This is a genomic window from Kushneria sinocarnis, assembly GCF_003633775.1.
GTDB classification, from domain to species: Bacteria; Pseudomonadota; Gammaproteobacteria; order Pseudomonadales; family Halomonadaceae; genus Kushneria; species Kushneria sinocarnis.
This window is the reverse complement of record NZ_RBIN01000001.1, coordinates 228,310-249,556: the sequence shown is the minus strand read 5'-3', so window position 1 is coordinate 249,556 and position 21,247 is coordinate 228,310. Positions and strand designations below refer to the sequence as shown.

At 67.1% G+C, this 21,247-nt stretch carries 20 protein-coding genes; 14 read left to right on the top strand and 6 right to left on the bottom strand.

Annotated features, from left to right (window positions below):
• Positions 1–98: 98 nt before the first annotated feature.
• From C7446_RS01145 to C7446_RS01080, 14 genes are all read left to right on the top strand, one after another.
• Positions 99–470, top strand: coding sequence for a DUF423 domain-containing protein (locus C7446_RS01145; protein ID WP_121170460.1), 372 nt, complete (start codon positions 99–101; stop codon positions 468–470).
• Positions 471–509: 39 nt separating this feature from the next.
• Positions 510–1,505 (top strand): alpha/beta hydrolase, encoded by a 996-nt coding sequence (locus tag C7446_RS01140; protein WP_121170458.1) that lies wholly within the window; start codon positions 510–512, stop codon positions 1,503–1,505.
• A complete protein-coding gene (locus tag C7446_RS01135; RefSeq protein ID WP_121170456.1) occupies positions 1,502–2,041 on the top strand; it encodes a hypothetical protein in 540 nt (179 codons plus the stop codon). The genes C7446_RS01140 and C7446_RS01135 overlap by 4 nt, the downstream gene beginning before the upstream one ends.
• A gap of 28 nt (positions 2,042–2,069) precedes the next feature.
• Positions 2,070–3,173, top strand: coding sequence for an aminotransferase class I/II-fold pyridoxal phosphate-dependent enzyme (locus C7446_RS01130; protein WP_121170454.1), 1,104 nt, complete (start codon positions 2,070–2,072; stop codon positions 3,171–3,173).
• A 115-nt stretch (positions 3,174–3,288) separates the two neighbouring features.
• Positions 3,289–4,659: an alanine/glycine:cation symporter family protein gene (locus C7446_RS01125; RefSeq protein ID WP_121170452.1), complete on the top strand. Its 1,371-nt coding sequence runs from the start codon at positions 3,289–3,291 to the stop codon at positions 4,657–4,659.
• A 151-nt stretch (positions 4,660–4,810) separates the two neighbouring features.
• Complete coding sequence (locus C7446_RS01120; RefSeq protein ID WP_121170450.1) at positions 4,811–5,791, top strand: TDT family transporter; 981 nt, start codon at positions 4,811–4,813, stop codon at positions 5,789–5,791.
• Positions 5,792–5,935: 144 nt separating this feature from the next.
• A complete protein-coding gene (locus C7446_RS01115) occupies positions 5,936–7,009 on the top strand; it encodes a sulfite oxidase (RefSeq protein WP_121170448.1) in 1,074 nt (357 codons plus the stop codon).
• Entirely contained in the window at positions 6,954–7,922 is a 969-nt protein-coding gene (locus C7446_RS01110) for a LysR substrate-binding domain-containing protein (protein WP_245977591.1), read from the top strand. The genes C7446_RS01115 and C7446_RS01110 overlap by 56 nt, the downstream gene beginning before the upstream one ends.
• A 208-nt stretch (positions 7,923–8,130) precedes the next feature.
• Positions 8,131–8,943: a DeoR/GlpR family DNA-binding transcription regulator gene (locus C7446_RS01105; protein ID WP_121170444.1), complete on the top strand. Its 813-nt coding sequence runs from the start codon at positions 8,131–8,133 to the stop codon at positions 8,941–8,943.
• Complete coding sequence (gene otnK / locus C7446_RS01100) at positions 8,934–10,184, top strand: 3-oxo-tetronate kinase (RefSeq protein WP_121170442.1); 1,251 nt, start codon at positions 8,934–8,936, stop codon at positions 10,182–10,184. Before C7446_RS01105 ends, otnK begins: the two co-directional genes overlap by 10 nt.
• Positions 10,177–10,821, top strand: coding sequence for a 3-oxo-tetronate 4-phosphate decarboxylase (gene otnC, locus C7446_RS01095; protein ID WP_121170440.1), 645 nt, complete (start codon positions 10,177–10,179; stop codon positions 10,819–10,821). Before otnK ends, otnC begins: the two co-directional genes overlap by 8 nt.
• Positions 10,822–10,890: 69 nt before the next feature.
• Positions 10,891–11,823: a 3-hydroxyacyl-CoA dehydrogenase gene (locus C7446_RS01090; RefSeq protein WP_121170438.1), complete on the top strand. Its 933-nt coding sequence runs from the start codon at positions 10,891–10,893 to the stop codon at positions 11,821–11,823.
• Between the two features lie 156 nt (positions 11,824–11,979).
• Positions 11,980–13,017, top strand: a complete 1,038-nt coding sequence (locus C7446_RS01085; RefSeq protein WP_121170436.1) for a 2-keto-3-deoxygluconate permease — start codon at positions 11,980–11,982, stop codon at positions 13,015–13,017.
• A 69-nt stretch (positions 13,018–13,086) separates the two neighbouring features.
• Positions 13,087–13,506 (top strand): cupin domain-containing protein, encoded by a 420-nt coding sequence (locus C7446_RS01080; RefSeq protein WP_121170434.1) that lies wholly within the window; start codon positions 13,087–13,089, stop codon positions 13,504–13,506.
• Positions 13,507–13,527: 21 nt separating this feature from the next.
• Here the strand turns inward: C7446_RS01080 and C7446_RS01075 are convergent, their stop codons facing one another.
• The 6 genes from C7446_RS01075 to treA all read right to left on the bottom strand — a co-directional run bounded on the left by C7446_RS01075 (position 13,528) and on the right by treA (position 21,136).
• Positions 13,528–14,274 carry an SDR family NAD(P)-dependent oxidoreductase gene (locus C7446_RS01075; protein WP_121170432.1) on the bottom strand — a complete coding sequence of 249 codons (747 nt, stop codon included), beginning with the start codon at positions 14,272–14,274 and terminating at the stop codon, positions 13,528–13,530.
• Between the two features lie 38 nt (positions 14,275–14,312).
• Entirely contained in the window at positions 14,313–15,326 is a 1,014-nt protein-coding gene (locus C7446_RS01070; RefSeq protein ID WP_170149962.1) for a LacI family DNA-binding transcriptional regulator, read from the bottom strand.
• A 32-nt stretch (positions 15,327–15,358) separates the two neighbouring features.
• Positions 15,359–16,639, bottom strand: a complete 1,281-nt coding sequence (gene hisD, locus C7446_RS01065) for a histidinol dehydrogenase (RefSeq protein ID WP_121170428.1) — start codon at positions 16,637–16,639, stop codon at positions 15,359–15,361.
• A 182-nt stretch (positions 16,640–16,821) separates the two neighbouring features.
• Entirely contained in the window at positions 16,822–17,886 is a 1,065-nt protein-coding gene (locus C7446_RS01060; RefSeq protein ID WP_121170426.1) for a sodium:calcium antiporter, read from the bottom strand.
• A 114-nt stretch (positions 17,887–18,000) separates the two neighbouring features.
• Entirely contained in the window at positions 18,001–19,107 is a 1,107-nt protein-coding gene (locus C7446_RS01055) for an NADH:flavin oxidoreductase/NADH oxidase (protein ID WP_121170424.1), read from the bottom strand.
• A 364-nt stretch (positions 19,108–19,471) separates the two neighbouring features.
• Positions 19,472–21,136, bottom strand: a complete 1,665-nt coding sequence (gene treA / locus C7446_RS01050) for an alpha,alpha-trehalase TreA (RefSeq protein ID WP_121170422.1) — start codon at positions 21,134–21,136, stop codon at positions 19,472–19,474.
• Positions 21,137–21,247 lie beyond the last annotated feature (111 nt).

Sequence of the window (21,247 nt, the reverse complement as noted above, 5' to 3'; positions counted from 1 at the left end):
ACAGGTGCTCGAGGCCGGCAGGGCCGGTAGATCTTCAGTATGGCAGGACCCGGGGCAGACCGTTCGGATATGCTGCCGGGCGGGGAGTGTACATCATCATGAGCCAACGTCACGCCTGGGCACTGGTCGGAGTCTCGGGACTGGTCACCGTGGCCCTGGGCGCGCATGGCCTGGCCGACCGGCTGGATGCCGGGCAGCTGAACGCCTTCACCACCGGGGTGCGCTATCAGGCCTGGCACACCCTGGCCGCCATGGCGGTACTGGTCTGGCGCCATCAAAAGCCCCTCAGGGGGCAGCGGCTGGCACTGCGGCTGTGGGGAGTCGGCATCGTGCTGTTCTGCCTCTCGCTCTACGCCCTTGCACTGGGCGCGCCCGGCTGGCTAGGGCCGATCACGCCATTCGGAGGTCTGGCGCTGATGCTCGGCTGGGCGGCCGTGGCCATCGCCGGCTGGCGCGCGCGCAGCGGCTGAACTGGCGCTGACCGCGGTGCAGCGCTAGCATGGCCGATCATGACCGGTCACAACGCCCCCTTTGCCAACCTGCTCGACTACGGCGAGCTGGCCCCTGTCCCCGAGCCGCTCGGCGGGGTACTGGCGCCCTATCTGCGCCACTACCGCCTCGACGAGGCGCTACCGATGGCGGCAGGCCTGGACGCCGGTCAGATCGACTGCGCCGGCTATCGGCTCTGGGTACAGCGCTGGCGCCCCGCGCAGCCGCCGCACGGTACCGTGGTGGTGGTCCACGGCTACTTCGATCATCTCGGCCTTTACCGGCATCTGCTGAAGACCCTGCTCGCTGCCGGCTGGCAGGTCATCCTCTGGGACCTGCCCGGCCATGGCCTCTCCAGCGGCGAGCGCGCGGCCATCGACGACTTTGCCGACTATATCCACTGTCTGCAGGCGCTGACGGATCAGCTCGACGAGCGCGCACTGATGCAGGGCCCCTGGATCGGCATCGGCCAGAGCACCGGCGGCGCCATCCTTGCCACCGATGCCCTCTCCCGCCGCGAGCACTCACCCTGGCAGGCCCTGGTGCTGCTGGCGCCGCTGGTCCGCCCGCGCGGCTGGAAACGGGCGCGCTGGCTGCACGATATCGCCGGCCCCTTCGTGCGCTCGATCCCGCGCACTCATCACCCCAACTCGACCGATGCCGACTTCGTGGCCTTCCTGCGCCATGGCGACCCGCTGCAGGCCGAGCGGCTGCCGCTGGTCTGGGTACGCGCCATGCGCCGCTGGATGGCGCGGTTTTGCATGCTGTCGCCCCGCGCGCTGCCGGTCCTGATCCTGCAGGGCGAGCAGGATGCCACCGTCGACTGGCGCTGGAACCTGCAGGTGCTGGCCGCACAATTCCCCATGGCCCGCATCGAGCGTAATACCCGGGCCAGGCATCACCTGGTCAATGAACACGAGACGCTCCGGCAGCCACTGTTCACGGTGCTGCTCGACTTCGTCGAGGCGCAGCGTAACGACAATGTCGCCTCCGTCCATTGCGAGATCTCGCCATGAGCGCCCTGTTCCGTCAACTTGTGGTCCTGCTGCTGCCCTGCTGGCTCGCCGGCTGCGCCCTGTTCGGCAATGGCGCCCCCGTCGAACCACGCTCACCGCTGGCGAGCCTGGGGGAGTCGGCGGCGCGTCAGGTACTCGCCGCCGACGACTGGGCCATACCGCCCGGGCAACGGGTCATCCTGGTGGCACCGCCCCAGGTGGATGACCGCCTGCCGATCGACGCCGCCCGGCTGCGCGAGACCCTGATCCGCACCCTGCTGGCACGGGACGACGGCCCGCAGATCCTGGCCTGGCAGCCGATCGAGGGCACCCCGAGCCTGGCCGACAATCAGCGCATCCTGAGTACCCGACTGGCCGCTTCTGCACCGGCACTCAAGCTCTCCGATCGCACGCTCTACCCCTATCGGCTGACCCTGGAGCTGACGGCGCCGACCGCCGTCAGCGCCGACTGGAAGCATCACATCGAGGGCGCCTTCGATGCCGATGCCCTGCTCTCGTCGGTCGGGACTTCAGCCACCGACAGAGCGACGCCCTGACACTTCGCAAGCTCCGGACACCACTGCCATGACTGCTCGCCACCTCGATCGCCACGGCCCCGCCAACCCCTTCCCCGGCCTGCGCGCACTGGAGCGCCGGCTGGGTCGCCGGGTACCCCATCAGCTGGGCTCCAACGAGGGCCTGGACATGCCGCATCGGGCGCTGGGTCAAGCGCTCGGGGGAGAGGTCGCCCGGCTGGCGCGTGCCTACGGGGATGCGGAAGCCTTCGAGCTGCGCAGCCGGCTGCAGGATCGGCTCGGGGTGCCCATGGAGGCGCTGATCATCGATGCCGGCGCCGACAGCCTGATCGCCCTCGCCCTGCGCACGCTCTGCGATCCCGGTGCCACGGTGATCACCAGTGCCGGCACCTACCCCACCTTCGGCTATTTCGCCGAGGGTCAGGGGTGTCACATCATCGAAGTGCCCTACCGCAGCGAGGCGGACCCGGCAGGCCAGGCCCCCGCCCTGTCACCCGATCCCGGGGCACTCGCCGAGGCCGCCTGCCGGCACGAGGCCCAGCTGGTCTATCTGGCCAATCCGGACAACCCGAGCGGCCACTGGCATGATCCCGACACCCTGGATGCCCTCGAGGAAGCCCTGCCCGAGGGCTGCACGCTGCTGCTCGACGAGGCCTATCACGACTTCCTGCCCGAGGCACGGCGCGACAACCGGGTGCGACCGCGCCGTGTCCGGCTGCGGACCTTTTCCAAGGCGCACGGCCTGGCCGGGCTGCGGATCGGCTACGCCATCGCCTCGCCGACCCTGATCAGCGACATGCACAAGGTACGCATCCACTACGCCGTCTCCTCGGTGGCGCTGGAGGCCGCGACCGTGCTGGTCGATCACGAGGAAGAAGTGCACGAGCACATTCGCGATGTGGTCGACCGGCGCGAGCGGCTGGCCGCCCATCTGCGCCGCCGGGGCGGTCAGGTCGTGCCCGGGGAGACCAATTTCGTCGCCCTCTGCCTGGCCGACGGCGACCGGGCCGCCGAGGTACATCGCGCCCTGCTGGCGGAGGGCGTGATCGTGCACCGTCCGCCGCATCCGGCGCTGGGCCATGTGCTGCGCATCAGCGCCGTCGAGGATGCGCTGGTGCCCGGCCGGCTGGCACCACTGGAAGAAGCACTCTGATCCGAGCGCGGCACGGGCGTCATGACACCATCCTTCATCGGCGCTACATTGCCGAATGCGCCGAAGCAAGCGCTCGCGTGACTCATCTAACGACCAACAATCAACGGAGCAGGGCATGGATGTAATACAGAGCCTTATCGAGGGCATCAACGGCGTGGTATGGGGCCCGCTGATGCTGATTCTGCTGCTGGGTGTGGGGATCTATCTGCAGATCGGCCTGAAGGCGATGCCGATTCGCAACATCGGCCGCGCCTTCGCGCTGCTCTGGCAGGGACGCAGCGGCGAACGCGACAGCGGTGAAATCTCCTCCTTCAATGCCCTGATGACCTCGCTGTCGGCCACCATCGGCACCGGCAACATCGCCGGCGTGGCCACCGCCATTGCCCTGGGCGGCCCGGGCGCGGTGTTCTGGATGTGGATCACGGCGCTGGTCGGCATGGCCACCAAGTATGCCGAGGCCGTCTGCGCGGTGCGCTTTCGCGAGCGCGACAGCGAGGGCAACTTCGTCGGCGGACCGATGTACTACATCCGTAACGGTCTGGGCAGACGCTTTGCCTGGCTGGGCGGGCTGTTTGCGCTGTTCGGCGCGCTGGCCTCGTTCGGTATCGGCAACACCGTGCAGGCCAACTCGGTGGCCGATGCGCTGTCGACCTCCTTTGCCATCCCCGCCTGGCTGACCGGGCTGATCATCATGGTGCTGGCCGGCGCCGTCATCCTGGGCGGCATCCGGCGCATCTCCAGCGTTGCCGGACGGCTGGTGCCGCTGATGGCCATCGCCTATCTGCTGGCGGGTGTGGTGGTCCTGCTGATCAACATCACCGACATCCCCGAGGCGCTCGGCCTGATCTTCGTGCACGCCTTCACCCCCGTCTCGGCCGCCGGCGGCTTTGCCGGTGCCGCAGTGGCCGCCGCCATCCGCTTCGGCGTGGCCCGCGGCGTGTTCTCCAACGAAGCCGGGCTGGGCAGTGCCCCCATCGCCCACGCCGCCGCCCAGACCAACAGTCCGGTCCGCCAGGGCATGATCGCCATGCTGGGCACCTTCATCGACACCCTGGTGGTCTGCACCATCACCGCCCTGGCCATCATCACCTCCGGGCAGTGGCTGGAGGGCGAGTCCGGCGCGGCGCTGACCTCGCTGGCCTTTCGCACCGCACTGCCGGGGCCGGGCGACTATATCGTGGCGGCGGCGCTGGCGATCTTCGCCTTCACCACCATTCTCGGCTGGTCCTACTATGGCGAGCGCTGCTTCCAGTATCTCTTCGGCCCCCGGGCCGCGCATGGCTACCGCATTGCCTTCGTGCTGATGATTCCGGTCGGCGCCATGGCACATCTGGACTTCATCTGGCTGCTGGCCGATACCTTCAACGCGCTGATGGCGATTCCCAACCTGATCGCTCTGGCCCTGCTGTCGCCGCTGGTCTTCCGACTGACCCGCGAGCACTTCGCCGGGCCCCACAGCCCGACCACGCCCGGCGACCGGCACTGACCCTCGAGGGCGCGGCGGCAAATCGCCGCCGCGCTGCGCTCGACGGGCCAGCGTTCGATTAAGGTGAACGAGCGGTAAAAAACGTTCCAATATAATTACCGAAGCCGACAGTCCAGCATGGCGACATCCGATCAGTCAGCAGGAGTTCGCCATGTTACTTCGCCTTGAAGACGTCATCCGTGGTGCCCCGACCCCCATGGCCGGGCTGGCCCTGGGTATCGCCAGCCTCGGGTGGAGCTGGGAGAGCCTTACTGCGCTGAAGGGGGTTGCCCAGCAAGCCGGCGCAGCCATCGCTGCAGTCCTGCTGCTGATCCTGGCGGTTCGTTTCATCCGCCATCCGCAGTCACTGCGCCAGGATCTGGCCCACCCGGTGGTCGGCAGTGTCGTTCCCACCTTCGCCATGGCCCTCATGGTGGTCTCGAAGGCCTTCGGTCACTGGGTGCCCAGCCTTGGTACGGCGCTCTGGCTGGTGGCAGTGGGGCTGCATCTGATCTTTCTGAGCGCCTTCGTCATTCATCGCTGCCGCGACTTCAGGCTGCACCACATGGTGCCGGGCTGGTTCGTGCCACCGGTCGGGATCATCGTGGCCGATGTCGCCTTTCCCGGGGTACCGGCCCTGCAGCCGCTCGCCCTGGGTCTGCTCTGGTTCGGCATGATCATGTACGCCCTGCTGCTGCCGGTGATGGTGCATCGGCTGATCTTCTCAGCCGAGATCCCGGATGCCGCCAAGCCGACCATCGCCATCATGGCGGCCCCGGCGAGTCTCAGTCTGGCCGGCTACCTGACCGTGTCCGCCGAGCCCTCACCGCTGCTGGTGGCCCTGCTGGGGAGCATCGCGCTGCTGATGACGGTCGTGATCTATCTCGCCTTCTTCCGGCTGCTGCGTCTGCCCTTCAGCCCCGCCCATGCCGCCTTCACCTTCCCGATGGTGATCGGCGCCACGGCGATGGCGAAGACCGCCGGATGGCTGGCAAGCCAGGGCGTGCCGGGCTCGCTGGTGGCGCAGGTGCAGACACTGGCCGATATCGAACTCACCGTGGCCACGGTGGTCGTCGGGTATGTCGCGCTGCGCTATGCCACCTACTACGGACAACGTCTTGCGATGACCGATCTCTCCGGCCATCCGGGCTGAGGCCCGCCGCCCGTGGGCAACGGGTCTTCCAGCGCCTGCCGCGCGGACATCCGTCACGTCGCGGCAGCACCGGAATTGCGACACTACTACACTGCCCGGAGAGAGCCTCGCAAGCCTTCCCGAGGTCAACAGGAGCCAACCGGCATGTCGCAACGTCCCGCCATTCACAAGTCGCTGGCCACACGATATTTCACCCATCCCCCCGAGGGCGGCGAGTCCAATGCCGAAACCCGGTTATCGCAGCTGGCGGGTTATCTGACGCCTGCCGCCCTGTTCTATATCCGCAACCATACCGCCACACCCGAGATCGACCCCCGCACCTGGACACTGCAGCTCGAGGGTGACGGCCTCGAGCGCTCGATCACGCTCGATCTGGCGGCCCTGCAGGCACTGCCGCAGGTCTCGATCACGCGCGCCATCGAGTGCGCCGGCAACGCCCGGGCCTTTTTCGCCCATGACTTCGGCGAGCCGGCCGAGGGCGCCCAGTGGCGCAGCGGCGCAATCGGGGTAGCGGAATGGAGCGGTGTACGGCTGCGCGATGTGCTCGAGCAGGCCGGCGTGACGGCGGAGGCGATCAGCGTACTGCCGGAAGGACTCGACGAGGGGCGTTTCGCCCGGCCGCTACCGCTGGCCAAGGCGCTGGCTGAGGATACCCTGATCGCACTGGCGATGAACGGTGAACCGCTGCCGTGTGATCACGGCGCCCCTGCCCGGCTGGTGGTGTCCGGCTGGCTGGGCGCGGCCAGCATCAAGTGGCTGGGGCGAATCCGCGTGGCGGCCCATGAGCAGAATACGTACTGGAACACCCGGGACTATACCCTCGCCGGTCCGGACTACCCTGCCGAAGGCGAGGCCGATGGCATCCCCATCACGGTGATGCCGGTGATGAGCGTCCCCGAACTGGACTGGCCGGCCGGGCTCGCCGCCGGCCGGCAGGTGATTCGCGGCCGGGCCTTCTCCGGTGAGGGGCGGGTCGAGCGGGTCGAGTATCGCCTTGATGACGGCGCGTGGCAGCCGGCCCGACTGGAGGCCCCCAACCTGCCCGCTGCCTGGGTACGCTGGTCGGTCATCACCGAGCTGGCGCCCGGCGAGCATGAGCTGCGCGTACGCGCCATCGACGAGGCCGGCAACGTGCAGCCCGACCGGGTGCCGTGGAACGATCATGGATGTCTCTACAACGCCGTCATCGCCTGGCCGCTTCACGTCGGAGAGCATTGAAACGATGGCGATCACCCTGCGCCAGCTGCGTGTCTTTGTCACCATCGTGCACGAGGGCTCGCTGACCGCCGCCGCGCAAGCCCTGCATCTGACCAAGCCGGCAGTCAGCGCAGCGCTGGCCGAACTGGAGAAGCGCTACGGCCACCGGTTGTTCGATCGTCATCACAACCGGCTGTTCATCAACGACCTGGGGCGCCAGCTGCTGCCGCTGGCCGATGAGCTGCTCGGCCGCGCCGCCACCGTCGAGCAGCTCTTCGATCGCCATACGCAGCTGTCCGGCAAGCTGCGAATCGGTGCCAGCTATACCATCGGTCACCAGCTGCTGCCGTCGCTGTTGCAGGGATTCCGTCGTCTTACCGGCCATACCGATCAGCAGGTCACCATTGTCAACAGCGCCACCATTGGTGAGGCCCTCAACGCCTTCGAGCTCGATATCGGCATGGTCGAGGGCCGGATCGATCACGCACCGCTGATGGCCCGAACCTGGCGCCACGATCGCATGCTGGTGGCGGCGGCTCCGGAGCATCCGCTGGTCGGCCGTGTTGCCACGGTGGCCGACCTCGAACATCAGCAGTGGGTGCTGCGCGAGCCCGGTTCCGGTACCCGGGAGCAGTTCATGCACTTTCTGGCCGCTCGGCTTGAACACTGGCAGACCGCACTCGAGCTCAACGCCACCGAAGCGATCATCAATGCGACTGCCGCCGGCATGGGGCTGACCTGTGTCTCCGAACTGGAAGCCCGCCATGCCCTGGCGGATGGCCGGTTGCGTGAACTCGAGATCGATCTGGCGATGCCGCGCCAGTTTCACCTGATCACCCACCGCGACAAGTACATCAGCCCACTGCTGGCGCGTTTCATCGACTTCTGCCATCACCCGGATGGCGATACGTCACGGCCGCACGCTCCCGCTTAACACCGATTCACAATCCGCAACGGCCGGCCGATATCTCCCGCCATCCTCGCCTCCCCCGAATTCCGGCTTTCACGCCTTATACCAAAAGCTAATGACCGGCGCTTTGACTTTCAGCGCGCCACCATCAAACATGCCTTTCATGATAATCGACGTGAATTTTTCACGTCATTTACCACGGCTATCTGCAGCAATCGACGGAAACACCACCGTGATACCCACGCAAAGACGCGACTACCTGCTGGAACTGCTCGACCGGCAGAGCGTACTGACCATCAGCGAGCTGACCGACCTGCTCGGGGTCTCCCACATGACGGTACGCCGCGATATCGCCCAGCTTGAACAGGAGGGCCGGGTGCTCTCGGTCTCCGGCGGGGTGCGCCTGGCTGCCCGGTTCCGTCACGAGCCCGCCTGGCAGGAGAAGACCACTGCCAGCATCGAGCACAAGGAGGCGATTGCCCGGCGGGCGGCGGCCATGATCCACGACGGCATGTCGATCTATCTCGATGCCGGCACCACCACCTTCGCCATGGCTCGCCTGCTCACCGAGCACAACGATCTTTCGGTAGTCACCAACAACTTTCACATCTCGGCGCTGCTGGCGCAGTACCCGCACATCGAGCTCTTTCATACCGGCGGCCGGGTCAATCACGAGAACTACTCGGCGGTCGGCCCCTCGGTGGTGGAGTTCCTGCGCCAGGTCAACGTCGACATCGCCTTTCTCAGCAGCTCTTCCTGGCATCTCGAACGCGGCGTGACCACGCCGGATGAATCGAAGATCCTGGTCAAGCAGCAGCTGCTGCAGATCGCCTCCAAGAGCGTGCTGGTCGCCGACAGCTCCAAGTATGGCCGATTCGGCATGTTCCGGGCCTGTGCGCTGGAGGATTTCGACCTGATCGTCACCGATGACCGGCTGGCCGAAAGTGCTCGCGAGGCGATCATCGAGCGCGACATCGCACTCGACACGGTCACGCTTACCGCCCCCCGGACGGCCGATGAACCGAAGGAGGTCCCATGGCCCTGATCGGATGTATTGCCGACGATTTCACCGGCGGCACGGACCTGGCCAACAACCTGGTCAGAAGCGGCTTTCGTACCGTCCAGACCATCGGCGTGCCGACCACGGCGCCCGAAGACGTCGATGCCATCGTGGTGGCGCTGAAGTCGCGCAGCATTCCGGCAGCCGACGCCGTACGTCAGTCGCTGGACGCCCTGAGCTGGCTGCAGCGCCAGGGCTGCGAAAGGTTCTACTTCAAGTACTGCTCGACCTTCGACTCCACCCCGCAAGGCAATATCGGCCCGGTGGCCGAGGCGCTGATGGCGGCGCTCGGCTGTGACACCACCCTGTTCTGCCCGGCCTTCCCGGCCACCGGCCGTACCGTCTATCAGGGCCATCTGTTCGTGGGCGGCAGCCTGCTCAACGAGAGCGGCATGGAGCACCACCCGCTCAACCCGATGACCGATGCCAACCTCGTGCGCTGGCTCGAGGCACAGACCGAACAGCGCGTCGGGCTGCTGTCGGCCGAGGTCATCGAGCGTGGCGAAGCGGCCGCCCGCGACCGGCTCGAGGAGCTGCAGGCCCAGGGGCACCGGCTGCTCGTGACCGACACCCTGCGCAACGCCCACCTGACCACCATTGCGCTGGCCAGCCGCGACATGCCACTGGTCACCGGGGGCTCCGGGCTGGCACTCGGGCTGGGGGCGCTTTATTCATCGCCGAGCGGCCGGGCGGCCGCCCTGCCGGCGCCCGAGGGCGGCGCGCTGATCCTGGCCGGCAGCGCCTCGCAGCGCACCCGCGAGCAGATCGAACATGCCCGTGCCCGGATGCCGACCCGGGCCCTGGACCCGCTCGAACTGCATCACGATTTCGACGCCACCCTCGCCGCGATCGAACAGTGGGCGCTGCCACAGCTGGGCGCGCCGCTGCTGATCCACAGCGACACCCGAGCCGAGGTCGTGCGCGAGGCCCAGCAGCAGCTGGGGGTCGAAGCCGCCGGTGCGCTGGTGGAACGAGCGCTGGCGGAACTCGCCAGGCGGCTGATCGTCCGCAACATCGGCCGCCTGATCGTCGCCGGTGGCGAAACGGCGGGCGCCATCGTCGGCGCACTGGGCATCGAGAGTCTGCGCATCGGCCCGGAAATCGATCCCGGCGTTCCCTGGACCTGGACCGACTCCAGCCATGGTCCGCTGCACCTGGCGCTGAAGTCCGGCAACTTCGGCGCCCCCGACATGTTTACCCGTGCCTGGGAGGTCATCGATGAATGAACATACCCTGCGCCAGCGTCTGGTCACGCTCGGCAAGCGACTCTACGACCGCGGGCTCAGTCCCGGCACCAGCGGCAATCTCAGCGTGCGGCTGGACGATGGCTGGCTGACCACGCCCACCAACTCCTGCATGGGCGAACTCAACGCCGACGAGATCTCCAAGCTCGACTGGGAGGGCAATGTCCTCTCCGGCAGCAAGCCCAGCAAGGAGTACTTCTTTCACCTGGCCTACTACAAGCATCGGCCCGAGGCGCAGGCGATCGTGCACCTGCACTCGAGCTACTCCAGCGCCGTGTCGTGCCTGAAGAACGTCGACGAGGCGAGTGTGCTGCCGCCGATCACGCCCTATTTCGTGATGCGCATCGGCCGGCTGCCGCTGGTGCCCTACCGCCGCCCGGGGGACGAGCGGCTCGGCGACGACGTCGCCCGGCTGGCGCCACACTACAGCGCGCTGATGCTGGCCAATCACGGCCCGATCGTCACCGGCAAGGACCTCGATGCCACGGTCAGCGCCGCCGAGGAGCTGGAGGAGACCGCCAAGCTCTTCCTGCTGCTGCACGGTCACGAGTATCGCACCCTCGATGCCGATCAGATCGGCGAACTCTGCGAGCACCATGGCGCCCGGTGGGAGAGCTGAGCGCTGCATGTTACCGGCCGGCACAGGGATCGGCCCGGCGCCCGCGCGCCGTCAACCAGGAGGTGGAAGATGAGTCATGTTGCCATTATCGGATCGGGCCTGATCGGGCGCAGCTGGTCGGTGGTCTTCGCCCGCGGTGGCCACGACGTGGTGCTGTTCGACAGCCAGGCCGAGGTGCTGCCCCGCGCCCGTGAGCTGGTCGGTGAGACCCTCGAGGAGCTGGCCGCCAACGAGCTGCTCGACGAGGCCCCCGCCCGCGTGCTGGAGCGGGTACGGATCAGCAGCGATCTGACGCAGGCGCTGGAGGGGGCCATCCACGTCCAGGAGAACATTCCCGAACGGGTGGCGCTCAAGCGGGAACTGTTCGCCCGGCTCGATGAGCTGGCCGCGCCCGATACCACGCTGGCCAGTTCGACCTCGGGCATACCGGCCTCCGATTTCACCGAGACCCTCGCCCACCGCGAGCGCTGCCTGGTGGCGCATCCGGTCAATCCGCCGGCCCTGATTCCGCTGGTCGAACTGATTCCCGCGCCCTGGACCGATGACGCAGTGCTTGACCGCACCCGGGCGCTGATGGCGGAGGTCGGCCAGTCCCCGATCACCCTCGGAGGCGAGATTCCCGGCTTCGCGGTCAATCGGCTGCAGGGGGCGCTGCTCAACGAGGCCTTCAACCTGATCGAGGACGGCTATCTCAGCGTCGAGGACCTCGACCGGGTGGTCAGCGACGGCCTGGGCGCCCGCTGGTTCTTCATGGGGCCGATCGAGACCATCGATCTCAATGCCCCGGAAGGAGTGCGCGACTACATGACCCGGCTCGGGCCGATGTATCAGCAGATTGCCGACTCCTCGCGCCCCCGCCACGGCTACAGCGAACAGCTGCTCGACCAGCTCGAACGCGCGCGCCGCGAGACGCTGCCTGCCGACCAGCGCGACGAGCGCATGGCCTGGCGGGACCGCTATCTGGTGACGCTGGCCGCGCTGAAGAAGCGTCAGTCCGCCTGACACGTTCCGGCCGGCGCCCTGCCCGGCGTCGGCCGTCCGCCGGCAGACCGATCGACCACAGGTCCGGAAACCCCGCGTTCCGTGACCCGGAGAGATTGTGTCCGTGGCATCGGTTGATTCAGCTTCATTCGCCTCACTACCTACCCGAGGTCCGTCATGAACATTCTCGGTGCAATCGAAAAGGTGCCCGGCGGCATCATGGTCATTCCGCTGCTGATGGGCGCCACCGTCAACACCTTCTTTCCCGGTCTGCTCGAGATCGGCGGCTTCACCCAGGCCCTGTTCAAGGAGGGCGCACTGCCGGTGATCGGCGCCTTCCTATTCTGCATGGGCGCCCAGATTCCCATCCGCGCCACCGGCCCGATCGCCGAAAAGGGCTTCGCCATCCTGATCGGCAAGCTGATTGCCGGCGTGCTCGTGGCCCTGATCGCAGCCTTTCTGATGCCCTCGGGCACCCTGCTGGCGCTGTCACCCCTGGCAATCGTGGCGGCCATGACCAACTCCAACAGCGGCATGTATGTCGCCCTGACCGAACAGTTCGGCAACAAGACCGATACCGGTGCCGTCTCGGTCATCTCGCTCAATGACGGCCCCTTTCTCACCCTGCTGGTACTGGGGGCCGCGGGGCTGGCCTCGATTCCGCTGCTGACCTTCATCGGCGTGGTCGCCCCGGTGCTGCTGGGCTTCATCCTCGGCAATCTGGATGAGAACCTGCGCCGCTTCCTGGCCCCCGGCCAGCGCATCCTGATCCCCTTCTTTGCCTTCCCGCTGGGCGCCGGCATCGACTTCAAGACCCTGATCGAAGCCGGGCTGCCGGGCGTGCTGCTGGGGCTGCTGACACTGGTAGTCTCCGGCGGTGGTGCCATGTTGCTGCTCGCCCTGGTCCATCGCGTCCGCCGCCGGCCGCACTATCGGCGCAATATCATCTCGGGCGCCTGTGAATCCTCCACCGCCGGCGCGGCCGTCGCCACTCCGGCAGTCGTCGCGGCAGCCGACCCCGCCTATCGGGCCATCGAGGCCACGGCCACGGCCCAGGTGGCCGGGTCCACGGTCACGACCGCCATTCTGACGCCGGTGCTGGCACTGCTGGTCTACCGCTGGCAGATGAAGCGGGGGATCGACCCGCAGCAGGAGTTCGAGGACGAGCCGGACACCTCGACCGCCCCCGCGACCGAGCCGCTGACACGCTCCTGAGTGTCCCGTCGGCACGGCCCATCGGGCCGGAGAAGCCCGCCTTCTTCGGTCCCCGACCGGAGTACCGCCATGCATTCGCAGTCCTGCACATCACGCCTGGCCCGCTACCGCACTGCCGAGGCCTTCGAAGTCGAGCCCGGCGTACGGTTCCGGGAGATGATCCGTCGGGAGGATGGCGCTCGCACCATGATCGTCGGGCTGGCCACCTTCGCCCCCGGCGCCAGCCTGCCCTGTCACGTGCACAACGTCGAGGAGACCGTGACCATCCTGACCGGCCGCGCCCTGTGCGTGGTCGAAGGCCAGGAGACCACCGAGGTCGAACCGTTCGACAGTTCCTTTATTCCGCCACACGTCGCGCATCGCTTCATCAATGCCAGCGACAGCGAGCCCCTCACCATTCAGTGGATCTACGGTCTGGTGGATGAGCACGGCCGGGCCGTGGCCGAGGTCGAACGCACCCTGGTGGCGCCGGCGCGCTGCGAGCGGTGACCGGCCCCGCGACGGGCGGCGCTAGTGTGCCGTCCAGCCGGCATCCACCTTCAGGGTGGTACCGGTCATGTAGCGGGCGCCCTCGGAAGCGAGAAAGTGGACTGCTGCGGCGACATCCGCGGGCTCGGGCAGTGCTTCAAGCAGGCACTTCTGCTCGATCAGCGAGCGCATGGTGGTATCGGCCAGCGTTTCCCGGGTCATCTCGGTGGCCACGAAGGTGGGCGCCACGCTGTTGACCCGAATGCCGGTGCCCCTGAGCTCGATCGCCAGCGCCTTGCCGAACCCTTCCACGGCGTGCTTGCTGGCGCAGTAGACCGTACGCTGCGGCAGGCCGATCAGCCCGGCCTGGGAGGAGACATTGACGATGCGCCCGGCCACGTTCTGCGCCTGCATGGCATTGACGACGGCCCGGGTCAGCAGCATCAGGGCGCGCACATTGATATCGAACACGGTATCGATATCCGCGCCGCTGATTTCACTGAAGGGGCGGGGAATATTGAGCCCGGCGTTGTTGACCAGTACATCCGGCGTTCCATGCGCCGCCAGCAGGTGCTCGATGGCCGCTTCATCACGGATATCCAGGGTCACGCTTTCAATCCGTCCGGCAATCTCTGCCGGCAGCGACTGCAGCCGGCTTGCCCGGTCGGCATCGCGGGTCGTGACCAGCACCCGGTCTCCCGCCCGGGCAAAGTGTTCGGCACAGGCCAGGCCGATGCCTCCCAGCCCGCCGGTGATCCAGACGCGCCGCTGTGCTGCAAAAGCCGTCATGACTGCCTCTCCCCTTCCTCGCGTGTTGTCCGCCCGGTTCAAAGTGCCATGGTGGCAGGCCGGGTCGCGACCGATCCCCGCTCGATGATGTCACCTTCGAGCAGGTATGAGCGCGGTGTGAACACCTGGTACTTCAGGCTCCTGTGAACGCCCTCGACTACTGCCTCGACCATGCCCGCCAGTGGCTGACGTACCGTGGTCAGGTCGTAGCGCCGCCAGGCGGCCATGTCGATATCATCGAATCCGGCGACCGACACCGCCTCGGGCACGGCGAGCTGCCACTCGTGGCACAGCGCATCCATGGCCCCCAGCGCCAGCACGTCATTGGCCCCGATGATGGCGTCCGGCAGTTCGTGACGCGCCAGCGCGCCGATGGCCGTGTAGCCGGCCTCGTGGCTGTACGCGTTCGACCCGGCCAGGGTCACGGCAGGCAGGCGATAGCGCCGGGCGGCGTCGCGCACGCCCTTCTGGCGATCGATGGTGGTTGAGGCGTGGCGCTCGCCCTGAATGAACAGCAGCCGGCGATGGCCGCGCCGGATCAGCCACTCTGCCAGCAGCATGCCCCCGGCATAGTTGTTGCAGCCCACGGTCAGTGCCCGGGCGCCGGGGATATAACGATTGACCAGAATGGCCGGAATCTCGTGCTGTTCACAGGCGCTCACCGCCGCGGAGTCGATGTTGGCGGTGGTAAAGATGATGGCGCCGACCTTCAGCCGGGCGAGCGAGGCGATGACTGTCTCGTGCCGGCCATCCGCTCCGGCGGTCATGCACAGCAGCTCGACCCCCTCCTCGGCCAGACGGTGCGACAGCCGCTCGATCAGTGCCGGATAAAACGGGTTGTGCAGATGCTCCATGACCAGCCCCACCCGCGGCGCACTGCTACGCCGGGTCGCCGATTCGTAGCCCAGCCGTTGCGCCACCTCCTGTACATGATGACGGGTGGCCGCCGAAATACGGTGATCGTCGCGCAGCGCCCGGGAGACGGTCGATACCGCGACCCGGGCAGCGCGGGCAACCTCGCTGGCAGTGACACGGCGCTGCCTTGCAGTCATCGGCAGGCTCCTCATGAGGCTGTCGTTACAGTTCAGACCCTCGTGTAACGCGCCAAGCGCAGATCCGCCTGTGCCTTGTGGCCCCAGAACCGCTCCAGTGCACACAGCCGGGAGCAATAGCGTCCCATCTCAACACTGGCCTCGGGTGTGCACTGCTGCCAGGTCAGGGTCCTGATGAACTTGCCGACCCAGAGCCCGCCGGTATACCGGGCCGCGCCCAGGGTCGGCAGGATGTGATTGGTCCCGATCACCTTGTCGCCATAGGCTACATTGGTCTCTGGACCGATGAAGGCGGAGCCGTAATTCTTCAGCGTCGCGAGATGGCGGCGCGGCTCACGCGTCAGCACCTCGACATGCTCGGCGGCGATGGCATTGGCTTCCTTGATCATCGTCTGCTCGTCATCGACCAGCCGGATCTCGCCGTGGTCGGCCCAGGCCCGGCCGGCCACCTCGGCCGTCGCCAGCGTCTGCAGCTGCCGTTCGATCTCCCCGAGGGTAGCCTCCGCCAGCTGCCTGCAGGTGGTGACCAAAGTCGCGGGCGAACCGGGGCCATGCTCCGCCTGCCCCAGCAGGTCGGTGGCCACCATCTCGGCGTCGGCACTGTCATCGGCCAGCACCAGGATCTCGGTGGGGCCGGCCAGCAGGTCGATGCCCACCCGGCCGTAGAGCTGGCGCTTGGCCTCGGAGACAAAGGCATTGCCGGGCCCCACGATCATGTCCACGGGGGTGATCTCCGAGGTCCCCAGTGCCATGGCCGCCAGTGCCTGAACGCCGCCGAGCAGGTAGATCTCGTCGGCACCGCCGAGCGCCAGGGAGGCCACGATGGCGGCATTGGGCTCGCCATCCACCGGGGGCGTGCAGGCAATCACCCGTTCGACGCCGGCCTCCTTCGCCGTCACCACACTCATGTGCGCCGAAGCCACGATCGGATAGCGGCCTCCGGGCACATAGCAGCCGGCACTCGCCACCGGCACGTTGCGATGGCCGAGGGTCACCCCGGGCAGGGTCTCGATCTCCAGATCCTGCAGGCACTCGCGCTGGGCGCGGGCGAAGTGTCGAATCTGCTGCTGGGCGAAGCGGATGTCCTCGATGATCTGCGCATCAAGGCTGTCGATGCAGCGCCGGATCTGCTCGTCACTCAGGCGAAAGGCGTCCGGATTCCAGCGATCGAACTGTTCGGAGTAGCGACGGATCGCCGGCTCGCCCTCCTCCTCGACAGCGCTGATCAGCTGCTGGACCTTCTCCCGGGTCGAGCGATCCGAAGCCTGCTGCTGCGCCTGCCGATTGCTTGCCTTGATGTACTCGGTCGCCATGTGACCCTCCGCTTGCAGAACGAGAACCTTTCCCCTGACTGCAAGCTAACAGGCCGGTGACGGCGTGCAATCGCCGATCGTGCAAGCTGTCACCGACCTTGCACAGCAGAATCAGTCACTTGGCGAACCATTGAACCTTGGCCGCAGGGGATTTTGCGCACGCTTGCATGTCAGGTGGGCTCTCAGCCACTGCCCAGTGTCAGGGCCGCCCCCAGACCATAGAGCGCCAGCACGATCCCGCTTTCGAAGCCGATACCGCCCCAGTTGTGGCGTTCGCGACGGATCAGCCCCATCAGCAGGATGCCGGTCATCAGCAGCGTAATGGCGGTCCACAGCAGGATCGAATCCGGCATGGCGTGATAGATCGAGCCCTTGCGGTAGGCAATGTCGGAAGTCGCGGCAAACAGGGTATCGAAGGCATTGCCGCCGATGATGCCGCTGATTGCCAGCGTCAGTGCCCCGCGGCGCACCGCGGCAATCGAGGTCACCAGCTCCGGCAGCGAGGTGGCAACCGCGGTCAGCAGCGCCCCCACCGCGGTCGCGGAGAGCCCGGTCTGCAGGGTCAGGGCCGACGCCACCCGCTCCAGCACCAGCCCGGTGATGCCGAGCACGGCAGCCAGCAGCAGAAAGCGGAGCCACAGCGAGGTCAGGCTGCGCTTGCCGTCGTCCTCGGCCGGCACATCCTCGAAGGTCTCGCGGGTCTTCTTCGGCCGCCACATGGGATCGTTCTGGGCGCCGCGCACCTTGATCAGTCCATACACGTAGCCCCCCAGCAGCAGCGGGGTTACCGGATGGATGCCGAACACGGTAAAGGGCGGGGTCCAGGCCCCGATCAGCAGCAGGGCGAGCAGGCAGATCAGCAGCGCACTCTGCATCAGGTTGCCGATGGAGGGGGCAGCGTGTTCGAGATTGGCGCGGCGATAGGTGATGTCGGCCAGCGCCAGAAAGGCGGTCTGTACCGCGATGCCACCGAGCGCGTTGCTCATGGCCAGGGCCGGCTGATCGCGGGCGGCGGCAGCCACCGAGACCATGATCCCGGCCAGCGAGGTGACCGCTCCCAGCATCACCGAACCGGCAATCGCCTCGCCCAGTCCGGTGCGATCCGCCAGCTGGTCCACCACGCCGGTCAGCCAGGTGCCGATGGTCCCGATGATCAGTGCGCAGAGCACAAACAGCCCCAGGACGACCGGCAGCGGCAAGGCAGTAAAATCAAAGGGCAAGGCACTCTCCAGCAGCGGATCACTCATTCTGAACTGGAGAGGCTAGCTGGCGCATCCGGATTGCGCCATGCCATGGCGCTGCCTTCAGTCATGAAAAAGCCGCCCATGAGGCGGCTTTGCTGCCGAAAGCGGGTCGGCCGGCTAGTCGTGATCGAAGAGCTGACGGTACTGGCGCGGCTGCGAGCGCAGATACTGGTTCGGCGCCTTCACCGTGGCGCCCAGCGCCGCTGCGGCATGCCATGGCCAGCGCGGGTTGTAGAGCATCGCCCGGGCCAGGGCGATGGCATCGGCCTCGCCGGTGCCGACAATCGCCTCGGCCTGCTCGGGCTCGTTGATCAGCCCCACGGCGATCACCGGCATCTCGACCGCTTCGCGCACCCGGCGGGCGAACGGCACCTGGTAGCCGGGGCCGACGGGGATCTGCTGGGCAGGGGTGAGGCCGCCGCTGGAGACATGAATATAGCTGCAGCCGCGCTCATCGAGCGCCCGGGCCAGCGCCAGCGTCCCCTCGATGTCCCAGCCGCCCTCGGCCCAGTCACTGGCCGAGACACGTACGCCCACCGGCCTGCCTTTCGGAAACACCTCACGCACCGCGTCGAAGACCTCCAGCACCAGCCGCAGTCGATTCTCCGGACTGCCGCCATATTCGTCATCGCGCCGGTTGGAGAGCGGCGACAGGAACTGGTGCAGCAGATAGCCGTGCGCCGCGTGCAGCTCGATCGCCTCCAGTCCCAGCCGGGCCGCGCGTTCGGCGGCGGTGACGAAATCCGCCTTGATCCGTTCGATCTCTTCAACCGACAGCGCGCTCGGCGGATGATCCGCCTCGCCATGCGGCAGTGCCGAGGGCGCCAGCGTCTGCCAGCCGTTGTCGGCCTCGGGGGGAATCTGCTCGCCCCCCTGCCAGGGGGCGGTGGTCGAGGCCTTGCGCCCGGCGTGACCGAGCTGAATGCCGATCGGCATGTCGGAGTGGGCCCGAAGGGCGCTCAGGGTGCAGGCCAGCGCCTGCTCGTTGTCATCGCTGTAAAGGCCGAGGTCCGCGGGGCTGATGCGCCCTTCCGGCGACACGGCAGTCGCCTCCAGAAGCAGCAGACCGGCGCCGGAGAGCGCCAGGTGGCCGAGGTGGATGAGATGCCAGTCGGTGGCACTGCCGTGATCGGCCGAATACTGGCACATGGGCGCAATGATGATGCGATTGCGCAATTCGAGATCATCGAGCCGCAGCGGCTCGAACAGTCGGGGAGCAGACATGCGGTGTCCTCTGAGGGTATTGCCGTTCACCGCCGGGCGGCGAACATGACCGGGACACAGTGTATATTGTTTTGCAGGCTAACGGCCCACCCGGCGCTGCGGATTTGCCGAGCGAGGCCCCGATGAAGCTGCCCCCGGGGCGCGCACGCAGAGTGTTACGCCTGCTTGCATTCGCTTACCGCTTTTTCGGCGGCGCGCGGGAACTTATCCCGTGGGGGCACTTTCAAAACAGATGTTCCCTTGAATGATTCCTTGCATACTGCAGGCCTGCCGTCCCCCGGCAGGCCCTTTTTTTGGGCTGATCAACCGGCCCCGGTTGTTGCCCCGAGCGCAACGATCCATGACGTGATGCCGTGGCGCGCGCTCAGGGAGAAGTCTCCATGACCGCCGGCTGTGACCGACGGCCTTCCGCCGCCTGCGGATAGAGCTCGAGCAGCTGCATCAGCACGCCATTGGTCCAGCCGAAGCCATCGACCACGTCGTACTCGCCGCCGCCGCCGACGCCGGGCGATACCACGTTGTACTTCTCCACCAGCTTGCCGGTCCGGCGATAGACCGAGACGTTGGTGTCAATCCAGCGTCGGGCAATCCGCTCGGCCAGCGCCTCATGGCCGTAGCGCCGCAGCCCGCGAATGGCCGCCCACTGCAGCGGCGCCCAGCCGTTGGGCGCATCCCACTGCTCGCCGGTATTGCGGGGCGTGGTGACAATACCGCCCGGCTTCAGCAGCCGGGTCTGGATGGCCTGTGCCACACCATCGGCATGTGACGGCGTCGCCAGTCCGAGAAAGAGCGGAAAGCTGGTGGCGGCGGTCAGCCGGCCGGTGGGCGCCTGCCGTGACCAGGCGTAGTCGCTGTAGAAGCCCTGCGCCGACCAGAACACCGTATTGAGTGCCTGCTGACGCACCTGCACCCGGTCGCGATAGTGGGCAGCTCGCTCACGGTTGCCCGCAACCTGCCAGGCCTGCGCCAGGGTATTTTCCAGGTTGGCCATCAGGCTGTTGAGATCCACCGGCAGGATATCGCGCGTCTCGAGGGTGGCCAGATGCTCGCCATCGGCCATCCAGCGCGAGCTGAAGTCCCAGCCGCTCTCGGCCGCTGCCCGCAGGTTGCCGTACACCACGGGGGCCGGACGATCGCTCTGCGCCGCGGTCTCGATTTCGGCCGCGTAGGCTTCCGGACGCGGCCGGTTTTCCCCGCCGAAGTAGCGATTGAGCAGCGTGCCATCGGGAAGCCGCACGACCCGCTCGCCGGCCTGCCCGGGCGCCAGCCGATCGGCGCCGCGCATCCAGAACTCGTACTCCTGCTCCAGCTGGGGCAGATAGCGGGTATAGACCTCGTCGCCGTCATGTTCGGCCAGCAGGTTGACCATCGCGGCAAAGAACGGCGGCTGCGAACGGCTCAGGAAGTAGGTCCGGGTCCCATTGGGAATGAAGCCGTAGGTGTCGATCAGCCAGGCGAAGTTGGCCACCATGTCGCGCACCAGGTCATAGCGGTCGTTCGCCGCCAGGCCGAGCATGGTGAAGTAGCTGTCCCAGTAGAACATCTCGTTGAAGCGGCCGCCCGGCACCACATAGCGGTGCGGCAGGGCCACCATGGTGCTCAGCGGCCCCTGCCGACTGTCTTCCGGCGAGCGGGTCAAAACCGGCCAGAGATTGCGGATATGCTGCACCACCGGGGTATTCTCGGGTTCGCTGAGCCGCTCATCGGGCGTTGGCGGTTCGCGAAAGTTCTGCTGCATGAAGGCGCTGATCTCGCCGGTATTGCAGTCGGGCTGGCAGGGCAGTGCCCGATAATCGGCCAGGATCGCCGGCATGGGACGCTCGGGGATCATGTCGACCAGCGTCTTGCCATCCTCGTAAACGTGGTGCAGCGCCGCATCCGCCAGCAGCGGCTGCCAGGTCGGCTCGGGGGAGTCGGCGGCGGTCTTGATCGGTTGCGTGCCGGTACCGGCACAGCCGGCCAGTGCCAGCCACAGCGACAACAGCAGGGCGAGATGGCCCTGCCGCAGGCCCCGGAGATGATGATTCATGCGCTGCTCCCTCGAGTTCTTGTGATGAGCCGGGCAGCGCATTGCACACTGCCTGATGCCATCAGAGGGTAGTCAGTCCCGGTGCGGGGGTCATGTAGATCTTTGGATGAA